At 70.5% G+C, this 15,817-nt stretch carries 12 protein-coding genes; 8 read left to right on the top strand and 4 right to left on the bottom strand.

Annotated features, from left to right (window positions below; translation table 11 throughout):
• Nucleotides 1-3 precede the first annotated feature (3 nt).
• From nhaA to OG792_RS22115, 4 genes are all read left to right on the top strand, one after another.
• Nucleotides 4-1,887 (top strand): Na+/H+ antiporter NhaA, encoded by a 1,884-nt coding sequence (nhaA, locus tag OG792_RS22130; protein ID WP_329111363.1) that lies wholly within the window; start codon nt 4-6, stop codon nt 1,885-1,887.
• A gap of 199 nt (nt 1,888-2,086) precedes the next feature.
• Nucleotides 2,087-2,677 (top strand): hypothetical protein, encoded by a 591-nt coding sequence (locus OG792_RS22125; protein WP_329101834.1) that lies wholly within the window; start codon nt 2,087-2,089, stop codon nt 2,675-2,677.
• 275 nt (nt 2,678-2,952) lie between these two features.
• Nucleotides 2,953-3,423 (top strand): hypothetical protein, encoded by a 471-nt coding sequence (locus OG792_RS22120; protein ID WP_329101832.1) that lies wholly within the window; start codon nt 2,953-2,955, stop codon nt 3,421-3,423.
• A 343-nt stretch (nt 3,424-3,766) separates the two neighbouring features.
• On the top strand, nt 3,767-6,193 hold the full coding sequence (locus OG792_RS22115) for an ATP-binding protein (protein WP_329101830.1): 2,427 nt from the start codon (nt 3,767-3,769) through the stop codon (nt 6,191-6,193).
• A gap of 61 nt (nt 6,194-6,254) precedes the next feature.
• Here the strand turns inward: OG792_RS22115 and OG792_RS22110 are convergent, their stop codons facing one another.
• From OG792_RS22110 to OG792_RS22100, 3 genes are all read right to left on the bottom strand, one after another.
• Nucleotides 6,255-7,769 carry a cellulose binding domain-containing protein gene (locus OG792_RS22110; protein WP_329101828.1) on the bottom strand — a complete coding sequence of 505 codons (1,515 nt, stop codon included), beginning with the start codon at nt 7,767-7,769 and terminating at the stop codon, nt 6,255-6,257.
• A 228-nt stretch (nt 7,770-7,997) separates the two neighbouring features.
• Nucleotides 7,998-8,342, bottom strand: a complete 345-nt coding sequence (locus tag OG792_RS22105; RefSeq protein ID WP_329101826.1) for a DUF1801 domain-containing protein — start codon at nt 8,340-8,342, stop codon at nt 7,998-8,000.
• A 69-nt stretch (nt 8,343-8,411) separates the two neighbouring features.
• On the bottom strand, nt 8,412-9,008 hold the full coding sequence (locus tag OG792_RS22100; RefSeq protein WP_329101824.1) for a dihydrofolate reductase family protein: 597 nt from the start codon (nt 9,006-9,008) through the stop codon (nt 8,412-8,414).
• Nucleotides 9,009-9,156: 148 nt separating this feature from the next.
• Here OG792_RS22100 and OG792_RS22095 point away from each other — a divergent pair, with 148 nt between their 5' ends.
• A complete protein-coding gene (locus tag OG792_RS22095) occupies nt 9,157-11,895 on the top strand; it encodes an ATP-binding protein (RefSeq protein ID WP_329101822.1) in 2,739 nt (912 codons plus the stop codon).
• Between the two features lie 258 nt (nt 11,896-12,153).
• A complete protein-coding gene (locus tag OG792_RS22090) occupies nt 12,154-13,554 on the top strand; it encodes a hypothetical protein (RefSeq protein WP_329101821.1) in 1,401 nt (466 codons plus the stop codon).
• 157 nt (nt 13,555-13,711) lie between these two features.
• On the opposite strand, the gene OG792_RS22085 is transcribed toward OG792_RS22090, so the two are convergent.
• On the bottom strand, nt 13,712-14,623 hold the full coding sequence (locus OG792_RS22085; protein ID WP_329101819.1) for a tetratricopeptide repeat protein: 912 nt from the start codon (nt 14,621-14,623) through the stop codon (nt 13,712-13,714).
• A 176-nt stretch (nt 14,624-14,799) separates the two neighbouring features.
• On the opposite strand from OG792_RS22085, the gene OG792_RS22080 reads away from it, so the two are divergent.
• A complete protein-coding gene (locus OG792_RS22080) occupies nt 14,800-15,087 on the top strand; it encodes a hypothetical protein (protein ID WP_329101817.1) in 288 nt (95 codons plus the stop codon).
• A 192-nt stretch (nt 15,088-15,279) separates the two neighbouring features.
• On the top strand, nt 15,280-15,741 hold the full coding sequence (locus OG792_RS22075; RefSeq protein ID WP_329101815.1) for a hypothetical protein: 462 nt from the start codon (nt 15,280-15,282) through the stop codon (nt 15,739-15,741).
• The last annotated feature ends 76 nt before the right edge of the window (nt 15,742-15,817 follow it).

Here is a 15,817-nt window from a genome sequence, read left to right as displayed (position 1 = left end):
CAGATGGCTGGCAGCGCCGCTGCGATCGACCCCACGGGCGCCGCTCGCCGCGACCCCATTTCCCGTCTTCTGCGCAGCCCAGAGGCCCTGCGCGGTGCCGTCGTCCTGATCGCAGGCACTGTCGTCGCACTGATCTGGGCGAATCTTCCGGGGGACAACTACGAGACCTTCTGGCATCTCCCCCTCGGCCTCGAACTCGGGGGCGCCCGGTTCGACCTCGACCTGCGGCACTGGGTCAACGACGCACTCATGGCCGTATTCTTCGCTCACGTCACCCTTGAGGTCCGTCGCGAACTTGAGCTAGGTGAGCTGCGTGACTGGCGGAGGGCCAGCGTCCCGATCATCGCGGCCGTCGCCGGCCTCGTCATCCCGGCACTGATCTACGTCGGCGTCACCCGGGGCACCGACGCGGTTGACGGCTGGGGAATCGTGGTCTCCACGGACACCGCCTTCGTGCTGGGAATGCTCGCCCTCATTGGACGAGCGATGCCGCCCCAGCTGCGGATCTTCCTCGTCACGCTCGCCGTCGCCGACGACGTCGGCGCGCTCGGGGTCATCGCATTCGTCTACACCGACCACTTCAACCCGCTGCCGCTGCTCATCGCCGTGGGCGGTCTCGTGATGATCGCGGTGATGCGCTTCGCCGGGGTGTGGCGCGGCCCGCTGTATCTCCTGCCCTCGATCGTCGTCTGGGTGGGCTTCTTCCTTTCGGGCGTGCACGCCACCCTGGCCGGCGTCGCGATCGCGTTACTGCTGCCGATCTTCCCCACCCGATTCGACGACCTGCGCCGGGCTCAGGACCACGTCCGTGCCTTCCAGATGTCGCCGAACGCCAGCTACGCTCGCACGGCCGAGAACTCGCTCGCCCGAGCCGTATCGGTCAATGAGCGCGCCCACCGCGCACTGACGCCGTACGTCACCTGGCTTATCCTGCCGATCTTCGCGCTCGCCAACGCCGGCGTGAGAGTGACCCAGGAGTCGCTGGTCGACGCATTCACCTCCCGGCTCACCTGGGGCATCATCATCGGTCTGGTCGTCGGCAAGATCGTCGCCATCTCGATGTCGACCTGGATCGTCACCCGGTTTCGGCCCGACGCACTCGGACCGGCGGTACGCATGTCACACATCATCGGCGTGAGCATGCTCGCCGGGATGGGATTCACCATCTCGCTCTTCGTCACAGAGCTGGCGTTCGATGACTCTGCTGATGTCAGCCGCGGGCAGATCGGCGTAATCGCCGCCACGGTGCTTGCCGCTACCCTCGGCGCTGTCGCCTTCGCCGTCATGAGCGCACGCGAGCGGAGGCGGTCGCCGCACCGCGACCGCCTCGTGCGGACGCTCGACCCGTCTCGCGATCCCGTACTGGGTGACCCACGCAGTGCCCTGGTGACAGTTGTCGAATACGGCAACTACGCCACGCCGTACTCGCCTGCTGCGGGAGAGATGCGTCGTGAAATGGAGGGCCGCTTCGGCAGCGAAGTGGTGTACGCGTTCCGTCATCTCCCGCTCGATCAGCCGCTCGGCCGTTCCGCCGCCATCGCCAACGAGGCCGCGGCGATCCAGGGACGATTCTGGGAGATGCGCGACGAGCTCATCCGAGAAGCACCGATCGAGAACGAACGACAGATCCGCCGGGCGGCCGCAAGCGCCGGCTTGAACCTGCGGCGGTTCGAACGCGACTGGCGCGACGCGACCGGTGCCCAGCGGGTCGACGAAGACCTCGTTGACGCGGAAGCGATGCACCTGCACCAGGCCCCGGCGTACTTCATCGACAACGTGCGCTACGAAGGGTCCATCGATGCCAACTCGGTCAACGCGGCGGTGGCAGCAGCAAGGAACTCGGCCCTGCGAGGCGACGAGCGCCGAATCAACGCCGATGCGTGGTAGCGCTTGTCCCGTTGGTGAAGCGTAGTGCTGTTCGCCGAACCATGTCGGTGATGCGACGGTGGACGCGCTTGAGGTGCGAGTGGCCGGTACGACGCCCGCCGCCGGGGTCACCACCCCGGCTCTGGCCTCGTGAAGGCATAGGATATGCATGCTCGTCGCTGGCTGGTCGAGCGGGCCGAACTGGGAGGGTGGGGTTTCCGTGGCACAGGACGGTGATGGTGCCGCATCGGCAAGCGCGACTCCTGGCCGGCCGAGTTGGCGACAGATCACCACAATCGGCGCCTCGATCGGCGCGGTGATCACCCTGCTGGTGGCCGTCGGGACCTGGGTACAGCCAGATCTTCGGGGCTGGGTCTGCGAGACGACGGAATACCGGGCCCTGGGGTGCAACGACGTACCCGACGCCTTCATCGGCGAGTGGACCGGCACCGAGATCTGTCACGACAATGTGATTCCCAAGTGCGTCCAGCGGGAGATCCCACTGAGCCTGACGATCGGGCGTGGCCAACTCGGGCGGGGAACAGTCGTCGTCAGCCGCTCCGATACCTGTGAGTCCTTCTGGGAACTCGTCCACGCCGAGGAGCGTGTGCTGGAGTTCGAGACCAGGCGGAGCCGACCGGTGCCCGGGACTGACCTCGGTCAGGGGCAGGTTTGCCCAACCGGCCTGTCCGTCACGCTCCGGCTCGATCCGGGCGGTGACGTCCTGCGTCCGGAGTCGCGTACCGGGCCCGGTGGCCCACTCTCCATACCGGGGCTCGTCTTGTTCACCGCTGAACTGCGCAAACGGTAACCGGGGAGTGTCTGAGAACCAGGGGCTTCTCGACGCCGTGCCGTCGGGCCGAACGTCCTAATGTTCCTGACGGGCCGGGCGTGGTCGCGTACCGCCAGGTCGCCGCAGGCCATCGGCCCCGGTGGCGAGCGACTCCCGGGCCAGCTGATCGCCCAACCTGCTCCGTTTTTCGGAGTTCCTGCTCCGACTGCCCGGTCTTCTCCATCGATCTGCTCTGCCTCGGGCGGGGATTTTTCCGGCCTCGGCACTGAAGGACCCCGCACTAGGGTGTGGGGATGATGACTACACCCCGGGAGGCGGAGACGCGCATCGGTCCGATCGGCGCACTGCTTTGCCGAGTGGTGTTCTTGGCGGTCTGTCTGCCCGGACCGGTCCTGCTGTACGTCGCCGTATCGCAGGGCCGGAGCCTGTCTGGCGCAGACTTTTGGGGCCTGCTCGGCGGGGGCGTACTGGCGACGATCGTCGGCGGCGGTTTCGGAGTGTGGGGCTTGCGCCTGGTCGCTCGCTCGGGCCGGGACGCGCGGCGGCTCGCCGCTACCGGTGTCGCCGCGACGGCGGAGATCCTCGCGGTGGCCAACCACCTGGGCGGGGAGGATTCCGGGCTGGAACTCCGCGTGCGGATCAGTGGTAGCGGGTTCGCCACCTTCGAGGCCGAGACGATCCGCGCCGATGACCCGGCCCTCGTGCCTGGAGCGTTTCTGGCCGTGGTCGTGGACCCGGAGGAACGTGTCTTCTCGTTCGTGTAGCGCCTTGCATCCGTCGGGTCACAGGATCACGACGAAACCGTCCTGCGGAGCAGGCGAACTGAGAACCCCCGGCGTAGACGCGCCTGCGGCGCAGATCAACCGAGAACAGCCGGCGGGTCGGATGCTCAACCAGGTCGTCGCCGATCTCGTCGATGTGTCCAGGCTCCTGTCGGGTACCCGAACCCCAGCCATGGCCCGCCGAACGCAACCCGGATTCCGGTGACCCGTCACGGATTCGCCATGGCGATGATCACAGTCTGTGCACAGTACACCGTTATTCGTCACCCATATGCGAGCATCGACGCACGTTACGTAATTGCGGGCGCTGGGTGGTTGGGGGAGCATGCCCACAGGTCAGGTGCGGCGTGACCAGTTCGGAGGTCTGCTCAGGACCCTCCGTCTGGAGCGGGGGCTGACCCAGGAGGAGCTCGCCGAGGCGGCCGGTTCCAGCGTCCGCGGCATCCGGGAGATGGAGCGCGGCCGGGTACGCAGCCCGCAGCGACGGACGGTGGTGTTGCTCGCCGACGCCCTGCGACTGGCCGGGGCGGACCGCGACCGCTTCGTCGCCCTGGCCCGGGCCGAGCGCCAGCCGCACGACCGCGAGGCGGTGCCGTACGACCGCGAAACGGTGCCGTACGACCACCCGGCGGTGGTCGTACCCGGGGAACTGCCCGCCGCCGTTCCGGACCTCGCCGGCCGGGCGGAGATCCTGGAACGGCTCTCGACGCTGGCCACCGACGTCACCGCCGGGCGGCCGGACACCGCCTCGGTGGTGGTGCTGCACGGGCCGCCGGGGATCGGCAAGACCAGCCTCGCCGTCGCGGCCGGACATCGACTCAGCCCGGACTTCGCCGGCGGACAGCTCTTCGTCGACCTACAGGGCGCCGCGCCGGACGGACCGGTCGACCCGGCCGAGGCGCTGGCCGGAATGCTGCGGTCGCTCGGGGTGCCGGACAGCCGGGTGCCGGTGTCGCCGGCCGAGCGGGGTGGTCTGTTCCGCACCCTCACCCGGGACCGGCCGCTGCTGGTGGTCCTGGACAACGCCGCAAACGAGGCACAGGTACGCCCACTGCTGCCGGCCGGGCGGGGATGCCTCGCGCTGGTCACCTGCCGGCGCCCGCTGACCGGTCTTGCCGGTGCGGTCCGCCAACCGCTCGACCTGCTCGACCCGGCAGCCGGTCGACTGCTGCTCGCGGCGATCGTCGGTGCCGACCGGATCGCCGCCGAGCCGGCCGCCGCCGACCAACTCGTCAAGCTCTGCGGCCGGCTGCCGCTGGCCGTCCGGATCGCCGGCAACCGCCTCGCCAGCCGACCGCAATGGTCGGTCGGTTGGCTGGTGGACCTGCTCCGCGACCAGCGTCGGCGGCTGACCGTGCTGACCGCTGGAGACCTGGGCGTCCGGTCCGCGTTCGAGGTTTCGTACCGGCAACTGGACCCGATGACCGCGCGAGTGTTCCGGCGGGCCTCGCTGATTCCCGGCACCGACTTCGAACCCGCGCTGGTCGCCGCCGTGGCCGGCACCGACGAGGAGACCGCCGCGGCGGCCCTGGAGGAGTTGGTCGAGGCCGGTGTCCTACTGACCATGGGGGACCGGTACCAGTTCCACGACCTGGTCCGGCTCTATGCCCAGGAACGCCTCGACGCCGAGGAACAACAGGCGTCCCGGACGGGCGCGCAGGATCAGATGGTCGGCTGGCTGCTGCGGCGTACCCGGCAGGCCGGTGTGATGTTCGAACCGGTCGCCTGTCGGGCCGACTCCCCGTTCGACGACGATCGGGCGGCGGCGTACTGGTTGGATCGGGAGTCCGGCAACTGGCTGGCGGCGCTGCGCGACGCGGCCCGGCGCGGTCGGCACGCCGATGTGGTCGCGGTCGCCAGGGCACTGCACTGGTACTCCGACGCCAACAGTCACCGGCACTCCTGGGACGAGATCTTCTCGCTGGGAGTGGCCGCGGCCCAGGCCGCCGGCAGCCCGCGCGACGAGGCCGTACTGCTGAATTTCCTGGGTTGGGCCCGGTACTTCTGCCGGGACCGCAACACCGACGGGCTGGCCGCCCTGGCCCGGGCGCTGGAACTGGCCCGGCGGATCGGGGACCGCCGGGAGGAGGCGTGGGCGCTGACCTACACCGCCGCGATCCTCATTCGGATCGGCCGCGGCGGGTCGGCCATCGACCACTGCCGCCGGGCCGTGGGCCTGTTCCGCGAGATCGGGTACGCCCTCGGCGAGCACAGCGCGGCGAGCGCGCAGGGCGGTGCGCTGGCCGCGCTCGGCCGGTTTGCCGAAGCGGCCGAGTTGCACCGCGAGGTGCTGGCGTTCTACGGCCGGGGCAACGGTCTCAGCCGTACCGGCACGGCGGTGGCCCGGGCCGGCGCGATGATGAGTCTCGGTGCGGATCTGGCCGGGATGGGCCGTTGGCGGGACGCCGCCGACGAGTACGCCCGCGCCCGGCGGGTGTTCAACCGGTGCGGTGCGACGTTCAGCGAGGCCAACGCCATCCACCGGTACGGGCTCGCGCTCCAGGAGTTGGGGGAGGTCGACCCGGCGGCCGAGGCGCTGCGGGCGGCGCTGGCCCTGTATGCCGCGCTGTCCTGCCCGTGGTGGGAGGCGCAGACCCTGTACGCGCTCGCGGCGCTGGCCGGGGCGGCTCCGGACCGGGCCGCCGACGCCCGCCTGCTGCGCCAGCGGGCGCTCGACCGGTGCGGCGAGTTGGACGCCCCGGAGGTGCGGACCCTGCGCGCCACCCTGCGACGCGAACTGGCCGAGTCCTGACCTGGACACACCCACCGGGCCCCGCCGGCGACGCGGCGGGGCCCGGTGCCGGTGGACAGGGTCAGTTGCAGACGGTGCCGTTGAGGGTGAACGGTGCCGGGGTGGCGGGGGAGCCGTTCGCGGTGAAGCCGAAGTTGACGGCGCCGCCGGTCGGGATGGCGGCGTTGTGGTTCTCGTTGGTGACGGTCACCGCCGCGCCGGTCTGCTGGAAGACGCCGTTCCAGTGGCCCTGGACGAGTTGCCCGCCGGGGAAGGCCCAGCCCAGCGACCAGCCGTTGACGGCCGGGCCGTCGTTGTAGACGGTGACGCTGGCGGTGTAGCCGGTGCCCCACGAGTCGGTGACGACGAACGAGACCCGGCAGGTGCTGGCGATCGCCGTCGCCGGCACGAGGTTGCCGTAGTCGTCGCGGGCGGTGGCGAAGTCCTGGAATCCGAAGCCCGGACCGGCCGACCGGGTGGTGGTGCCGGCGGCGAGCACGGTGCCGTTGGCGTTGACGGCGTAGACCGGGCCGCCACTGTCGCCGCCCCGGGCAGACTCGTCGCCGTCGAGTTGGGTGGCCTCGACGAGGTCCTCGATGTCGTCGTAGTGGAAATCGACCCGCAGGTTGCAGACGGGGCCGCCGAGCTCACCCGCGGAGGTGTACCCGGACTGGCACAGCAGCTGGCCGGGGAAGACCTCGGTCCAGCCGACCACCCGGGCGCGGACCTCGTCGTGCTGACCGCCGACGTAGATGTGGTCGCCGGGTGCCGACGTCGAAATGATCATCGTGTCGTGGTCGTCATTGCTGTCGACCGCGTAGCCGACCAGTGTGCCGGTGCCGGTGGTCGTGTTCCAGCCGACGTGCCAGGGCGAGCCGATGGCTCCGCAGTGCTCGGCGGTGAGGACGTACCCGGCGTCGGTGTCCGCGTCGCGTACGCCGAAGCCGGCGGTGCATCCGGGCGTGGTGAACCCGATGCCCGCTCCGCCGTCGAACGGTGCGGAGTCGTTGGCCCGCGATCGTTCGACCATCCGGGCCCGCTCGACGAAACTGGTACGGACCCCGGTGACCGGCAGCTTCGGCAGCTTGGCGCCCGGGGTGTCGTCAACGGCGATCTCGATGCCGGAGCCGTCTGTGCGCAGCCTGACCGAGTGGCTGGCGTCCGCCGGATCGGCCTCCACCACCGGGGTGAGTCGGTCGGCCGCCTTGCGCAGTTCGGCGCGGGAGTAGGTGGCGTCGACCACCTCGACCGGCGCGGTGTGGCGGGCGGCGGTGACGGCCGTGGCGATGTCGGTGGGTGGCGCACCCTTCCACCACAGGGTGACGTGGTCGTCGACCAGGCCGATGCCGGCGTAGCCGCGTGCCGGCGCGCCTTCCACCGCGGTGCGGATGACATTGGCCGCGTCGACCAGCGGGGCCTGGGCGATCATCCGGTCCAGGGTCTGTGCCGGGATGATGTCGAGGATGGACTCGGCCGCCCCGGCCGCCCCCGGCTGGCCGGACTCCGAGTACGCGGAGGTGGGACCGGCGAGCGCCGTCGCACCGACCAGTGCCCCGACGACCACCGTTCGGGTGATCGCTTTCCGAAATCGTGTCATGGCGCTGAGTCAAGCAACGTCCGATGCGGGGAGACAGGCAGGACGTCCGGCAGGATCACTTCTGCCGGCCGTCCTGCCGGCAGCCGTCCGGTGCTGTCAGTCGCGACGATGCTGCTGCCGTCTCGCGTGCCGGCAGGCCGGGACCGTGCCGGGTCCCCACCCCGGCACGCCCCCCGCGCAGCGGGTCAGATTGATCAGACCCTGTACGGCAGACACTCTGGCAAGCAACTACAGGGCGGCCATGGTCTTTCCCAGGATGCTGGCGAGCGTGCCGTAGTCGACGTCTTGCCCTTCCTTGATGTCGACGGTTTTGCGTTCACCGTTGCCCATTGCCCGGAGGAATCCCCTGACCTCGGCGATATCCGTGGCGTTGAAGACCATGAACGACACCTTGGACTTGGCTACCGCGATGACAGCCGCGTAGTGGCCGTTCTTGAGGTAGTGCGGCTTGCCGTACTGGAGCCGTTCCTCGACACCTGGAATGGTTTGGCGGATTATCGCACGTAGCTTTTCGCATACGTCGATCTGCCACGGCTGCGCCTTGTTGATGTACTGGGTGACATCGTCGTTCACGGTCTTCTCCTTCACCACGATTGGGTCTATGGAGCGTGTCGTAGCCGAGGGTCGAGTGCCGCCTCGCTCTCAGCCTTCACCGCCCGGGGCGCCGGGCTCCTGCCCCCACCCGACGAGCTCGTCCCCGGTGGGGGCGTAGGTCAGGACGACCACGCCCGAGTCGAACGCCTGCGCGCCGACCAGCCGGAGGACCGCCGGCTCGCCCGACTCCTCGAAGAGGCGTACGCCACCGCCCATCACGACGGGGTAGGTGACCAGGCGCAGTTCGTCGACGAGTTCGTTGCGCAGCAGCCACCTGACCAGCGCGACGCTACCGTAGATCAGGATGTCGCCGTTCACCTCGGCCTTCAGCTTGGTGATCGTCTCGGCGACGTTCTCGCTGATGACGGTGGTGTTGTTCCACTCGCCCCGGTCCAGCGTCGTCGAGACGACGTACTTGGGCATGCTGTTCATCTTGTCGGCGAAGCCCGCCTCGTCGGTCATGTTCGGCCAGGACCCGGCGAACCCCTCGTAGGTGACCCGGCCGAGCAGCAGCGCATCGGCGGCCTGTAGTTGCGCCAGCCCGGTCCGCATGGAGTCCTCGCTGACGAACTGGAAGGTGAACCGCTGCGGGTCGTTGACGACCCCATCGGCGGTGGTGAAGATGGACAGAACGACGCGTCCCATGATGTCTCCCCGGTGGTTTCGGTGAACTCGGATAGAGCCTGCTGCACGGGGGGTGGGACGGGCATCGGCGGCGATCACGCATTTCACCACTCATTGGACTACGCACTGGACTACGCACTACTGATCCGGTGTCGGGCATGATGGCGCGATGGACGTCACGCATCCGGCCGGAGCGTCGAAGCGAGAGATCGAGGTGCTCGTCATGCTCGGCGCGCGCCTGTCCAACGCCGACATCGCCGGCAGGCTGCACATCTCCGTGCGGACCGTGGAGAATCACGTCTCCTCGCTGCTGCGCAAGTACGGCGTCGCCGACCGGAGGGCGCTCGGCGAACTCGCCGTACAGGTGCAGGCGGGGGCGCCGGTACCTGGGCGGCTGGCCGGCCTGCCATCGGCGCTCACCACTTTCGTCGGCAGGACCGCCGAGCGTGAGCAGCTGATGGAGACGCTGCGCGGCGCCCGGCTGGTGACCGTGGTGGGACCTGGCGGGGTGGGCAAGACGCGGCTGGCGGGCCAGATCGCCGAGGCGGCGGGGCCTTCCTTCCCCTCCGGCGGCGCGTTCGTCGATCTCGTTCCGGCTCGCGGCGGGTACGTCGCACAGGCGGTGGCCGCCACGCTCGGCGTGAGCGAGCGCCCCCAGCAGTCGCTGGAGGACGCCGTGGTGGAGCGGCTCGGAGAGGGCCGATCGCTGCTGGTGCTGGACAACTGCGAGCACGTGATCGACGTGGTGGCACCGTTCGCCGAGCGGGTGCTGTCCGGCTGCCCGGGCACCCGCATCCTGGCCACCAGCAGGGAACGCCTCGGCGTGCCCGGCGAGCGTGCCGTACCGCTGGGCCCGCTGCCGCTGGAGTCCGACGCCGAGCGGCTCTTCATCGACCGCGCCACCGCCGCGGACCCCGGATTCGCGGCGGACCCCGCCGTGGTCGCGAAGCTGTGCGCGAGGCTGGACGGCATGCCACTGGCGATCGAGCTGGCGGCGGCACGCAGTGCCACCCTGGGCGAGAGCGGGTTGCTGGCCGCGCTCGACGACCACCTGCGGCTGGTGGCCGGCGGCAGGGGCGCGAACGAGCGACACCGCTCGCTGCGCGCGGTCATCGGCTGGAGCCACGACCTGCTGGACGACGAGGAGCGGGCGCTGTTCCGACGGCTCGCCGCCTTCGCCGGGGCGTTCGACCTCGCCGCCGTCGCCGCAGTCGGCTTCGCCGGGAGCACCCGTGGCGCGGTCGCCGACGTGCTTGGCAGGCTGGCGGACAAAAGCCTGGTCACCGTGCACCGCCGGGACGGCGCGGCCCGGTGGCGACTGTTGCAGACAGTACGCGCGTTCGCCACCGAACAGTTGGACGTCTCCGGTGAGCAGCCGGAGATCCAGGACCGGCACCTGCGCTGGGCGGCAGCGGTCGCCACCGCGATCGAGACGAGGCTGGACGGCGACGAGTGGTACGAGGAGTTCGACGGCGTCGCCGACGACCTGCGAGCCGCCCTCGCCGCCGCCCCCGAGGGCCCGGGTGAACTGCCACACCGGCTGGCCCGAGCACTGGCACACCTCGCCTACACGCGGCGGTTCCTGATGGAATCGCTCGGCCACTACCGGACCGCCGCCGAACGGGCCCCCACCCCCGGCGAGGCCGCCGTGGACCTGTACGCCGCCTCCGCCGTCACCCATGCGATCGGCGACGACGGTCAGCGGCCCTTCGACCTGCTGCTCGCCGCCGCGCAGCGGGCCCGCCTGGCCGGAGATCGTGGGGCCACGGCCGTCGCGCTGGCGCAGGCGGTCACCACCGCGCGGCGGCACCCGGCAGGGTTCGCCGTCGAGGTGCCGCACGAGCGCCTGCGTGACCTGCTCGACGAGGCGGCGTCCGCGGCCGACGGATCGGGTGACGCCGTGGTGGTGGCCCGCCTCGCCGAGGCGGCGGCCTGGGCGGCGACCTCCGACAGGTACGAGGCCGACCCGGCGCTCGCCGAGGCCGCCGCGGTAGCCGCCCGGGCCACCGGCGATCCGGTGCTGATCAGTGCGGTTCTGGACGCGGTGGCCACCGCCGACATCGTGGCGGGGCGGGGCGGGGACGTACGCCGAATCATGGACGAACGGTTGACCCTGCTGCCCGCGATGTCCCGGCACGACCCGCACGCCGCCCCGGAGATCATCGACACGTACCGCATGGCCCACCTGGCCGCCCTCGGCGTCGGCGACCTGCCGGCCGCTCTGTCGGTCGGCCAGCGGACCATGGACGACGACCTCGCCGGCAGCTCCTACCACTCGGCCGCTCTCCTGATCACGCCGCTGGTGCTCAGCGGACGCTTCGACGAGGCGCTGCGGATGGCGGGCACCGCGTGGGACGGTTGGCAGCGGTCCGGCCGTCCGCGCACCGGCACGATGTCGCCGCCGATGGCCGCTGTCGCCCTCGTCCACGGGCTGCGCGGCGACGACGAGGGGTACGCGCTGTGGCGCTCGCGCGCGATCGAGGTCATCGGGGAGCTACCCCCGCACGCCACGTTCCTGACGATGGTCGACGCGCGGCTCGCCGTACACACCGGGCGGGTCGAGGACTCCGCCGCGCTTGTCCGTCTGACGTTCAACGGCATCCGCAGCTGGTCCCCGCCCTACTCGCGGGCGGTTGGCGCCGAGCTGGCCGTCGTCGCCGAACTCCCCGACGCCCTGGACCTGCTGTCGGCCGCCGAGCGGCACGAGAACGCGTGGGCCGCTGCCTGCACCGCCCGCGCCCGAGGCCGCCTGTACGGCGACACCGCAGCCCTCACCGCCGCGGTGGCGGGATGGGAGCGGATCGGTGCCCGGTTCGAACGAGCCTGCACACTCCTGCTGTTGCCTGACCGTGCCGCCGAGGGCCGGCGCGACCTCGCCACCCTCGGTGTCGGGGTCTCGGCCCAATGAGTAGCTGAGCGGGCGCTGTTGCCTTGGGGCACCGGACATGGCGAGCGGGAACCGACCCTGAGCTGCGAGAACGATCATTTCGCCGGGCGCGGCTGAAGTATTGCTGGACTATTTCGCGGATTTCCATTGGCGGAAGGTGGTTGACAAGTAACCCTCCGAGATCAAAACATTGACCGACGCAAATCAACGGGGGGCGTTTCCTGGCAAGGATGCAGCGTCGCGTCAGCGCGCCGCCCCAACCTGTCGAGGAGGATGGTCTTGATCAGACGAGGGCGCTGGATGCTGGCCGCAGTGGTCGCTGCGGCCGTGGTGCTGGCCGGTGGAACACCGGCCTACGCCCATGATCCGTTCCTCAACGCGAGCGAACCGACCCAGCCGTACGCGCAGCCGGCCGACGGGGCCGTACCGGTGCGAGGATGCGCGACAGTCGCCACCACTCCCACGGCACCGCCCACGCCGACCATCCCCGCCATTCAGATCATCTACGGTTGGCACGAAAGCGAAGGCAATCACTACGAGGCATTTGTCGAAAAGATCGCCAAGGTGGTGGATCGGATCGACTGGCTGCTGGACGAGTCGAGCAACTACGACCAGCACATCAACTTCTCCTGTCGGTACACCCCGAACGGCACCTACGCCGACTACGCGCGGGCGCTGGTGGTGCCCGAGAAGCTCGACATAGCGACGCCGACCGGCTCGGGCTCGGACTGGACCGCCGTCTACAGCGACATCACCGCCGCCGGGTACGACGACCCGAACCGCTGGTACTTCGTGTTCACCGACGCGCAGATCCCGTCCGCGACGAACTCCGGTTGCATGGTCCTGCCGGCGATGACCACCGGCGGCAACGGTTGCTTCGGCACCGCCGAGCTGTGGGACAGCGGGATCGTCGGGCACGAGCTGCTGCACCTGCTCGGCGCCGGCCACGCCTGGTCGCAGGAGACCAATCAGCAGTACGTCGCCGACATCATGATGGACTGGTCCAACTACTGGATGCTCGACCAGGACTTCAACTCGAACTACGACCCGAGCGAGGTGTCGGCAAGATTTTACCGGGACAGCCCAACTGGTTCGGGCGTCCTCACCTGGAACGTCGCCGCCCACCCGACCCTCACCGCGCCCACCTGCTGCGACGTCGGCTACAGCAACGATCTGCTCACCGCCCAGGAACGCACCGTCGAGGCGAACACCCCGAGCGCGACCCCCACCGGATTCTCCGTGAGCGGAGGCGTCTGGACGCAGGTCACCCCGTCCTGCGGAGACAGCAACCTTTCCTGCTACTACTACGACGGGCGGCGCTCGCTCCAGGCGAACGTACAGTCGCATGCCGAGGGAAAGGTGTCGGTGACCGCCCGGAAGTCCGTTACCGCCGGCCAGTACTACAGGTTCTACGCCCGGATCCGGTCGGCCTCGGTGGGCTCGGTCAAGCTGCGGCTGTCCTGGTACAACGGCTCGGGCGGCTGGATCGGCGACAGCGACAGCGGACTCTTCAGCATGGCCACCGACTGGCCGGAACGAACCTGGAACCCGGTCCAGGCCCCGCCGGGCGCCACCCAGGTCCAGCTCTCGGTGGTCAGCCCAACCGGGCAGAACTTCAGCTATCAGCTCGACAGCCTGCAACTGATGCACTGCAACCCGAACTGCCGCCCCGGCATGTGAGTGAAGGGTACGGATGAAGTCCGGTTCGGCGTGCCGGTGACGGTACGCCGAACCGAACCGGCGTCAGCGTCGCCGCTGCGCCGTTCAGCACCGCCCAGCGCGCCGCAGTTGTCAGCGGTGGGCAGCCAGCCACCGTGCCCGGCCGGCTGACAGCACCTCAGGAGCCGATCGCCGGGTGGGCGGTGAGGGTGAGATCCTCCGGATACCGGTCCGTCCCGTGGCTACGGCCGTGTGCGTACTGTGTGGCGAACGCCTCGTCGCCCAGGACGGCGCGGGTTCGGCCGCCGATCCGGTCGACGTCGAAGCGTTCGGCGGCTGGCAACGGTACGCCCACCGACTCCCTGGTCGCGGCGGCGGCACCGAGCAGTCGGGCGGCCTGTTCGGGTCGGCCCGCCGAGACCTGCGCGCCGGCCAGTCCCTCCAGCGCCAGGGCGATCGCTCGGGGATCACCACTCTGCCTGGCGGCGGCGAGCCCGTCCAGGTGCAGGGTCAGGGCGGCCTCGTCGTCACCGCGTTGCTCGGCGACGAAGCCGAGTTCGCTCAGGATCAGCGCCGACCCGATGTCCGAGCCCATCCGACGATCCCAGTCGAGCCAGTTGCGCAGGTGCGCCTCGGCGGTGTCCAGCCGGCCCTGGCGCCTGGCCCCGAGGGCGAGGCCGATCTCGGCCAGTTCCTCGCCGACCTGGTAGCCCTGCTCGACGGCCAGCCGCCGCGCGCGGTCGTGCAGGTCCGCCGCCCGCTCGTAGTCGCGGCTCAGCAGGGCGACCCGGCCGAGTTGGCACAGATTGTCGGAGACCTCGGTCCACAGCCCGAGTTCCTCGCCCATCCGCGCCCCGGTCCGGTGCAGGTCGGCGGCCCGTGGATAGTCGCCGGTGATCTGGGCGAGCAGGCCGAGCGTGAACATGGCCTGCAACTGGCCCCAGCGGTCCCCGAGTTCGCCGAACAGCGTCCGGCTCTGCTCGCCGTCGCGTTCGACCGAGGTGAGGTCGCCCCGGGTCAGCGCCTGCTTCGCCCGGGTGCCCAGCGCGACGGCCATCCCCCACCGGTCGCCGTTCGCCCGGAACGCCACGAGTGCCCGGCTGACCAGGTTCTCGCTGGCGGCCGGGTCGCCGAAGCCGATCTGGGCGAAGCCGAGAAACCACTCCGCCCTGGCCCGCGCGCCCGGGTCGGCCGGCCCGTCTTCCGCCTCCGGCCAACGGGCCGATCAGCGCCGCCGGGTCGACGCTCTCGCCGTACCGTGCCGTGATGCCCGCATGCCAGATCGTCGTCGTGGTCCTGCTCGCGGTGGAGGCCGGGCCGGCCACGGCCAGTGCCGCGGCCAGTGATCGCCGGGCCTCGTCGAGCCGGCCCCGCAACACCCAGTACCAGACCATCGAGTTGACCATCCGCACCGCCAACCCGGCGGCGCCGTCCCGGTTGGCGTTCTTGAGCGCGGTACGCATATTGCCCGTCTCCGTGTCCAGCCGGCGCAGCCACTCCTGCTGGGCCGGACCGCGCAGGTACGGCTCGGCGCGTTCGGCGAGTTCCGTGTAGTACCGGTAGTGCCGGGCCCGTATCCGGGCCGACTCCTGCGCCCGGTCGAGGTGCTCCAGGCAGTAGGCGGCGACGGATTCGAGCAGTCGGTACCGGCGGGAGCCGTCCGGGCTACCGCCGACGACCACCAGCGAGCGGTCCACCAGGCGGGCCAAGAAACCGAGCACCTCCCGGGCCCGGACACCGTCGCCGGTGCAGATCGCCTCGGCGGCCTGCACCGTGCAGCCGTCGACGGCCACGGCCAGCCGGCGCAGCACGATCCGCTCGGCCCCGGTCAGCAACTCCCAACTCCAGTCGATCATCGCCCGGAGGGTCTGCTGGCGGGCCGGGCCGCCCCGCCGTCCGCTGGCCAGCAGGTCGAACCGGTCGTCCAACCGCTCGGCAAGTTCCCGTACGCCGAGCACGCGTATCCGGGTGGCCGCCAGTTCCAGGGCGAGCGGGATCCCGTCGAGCCGGCGGCAGATCGTCGCGACCGCGGCGGCGTTGCCCGGATCGAGGACGAAATCCGGCGCCGCCGCCACGGTCCGGGCCACGAACAGCCGTACCGCACTGAACCCCAGCAGGGTGGTGGGCTCCGGTCCGGCCGCCGGGTCGGGCAGCTCCAGCGGCATCACCGGGCAGATCTGCTCGCCGGCCAGCCCCAGTGGTTCCTGACTGGTGGCGAGGATCCGCAGCCCGGGGGCGGCGCGCAGCAGGACGTCGCTCACCTCGGCCACCGACTCGACCACGT

Source organism: Micromonospora sp. NBC_01699, assembly GCF_036250065.1.
GTDB lineage: Bacteria > Actinomycetota > Actinomycetes > Mycobacteriales > Micromonosporaceae > Micromonospora_G.
This window is presented reverse-complemented; position numbering and strand designations above follow the sequence as displayed.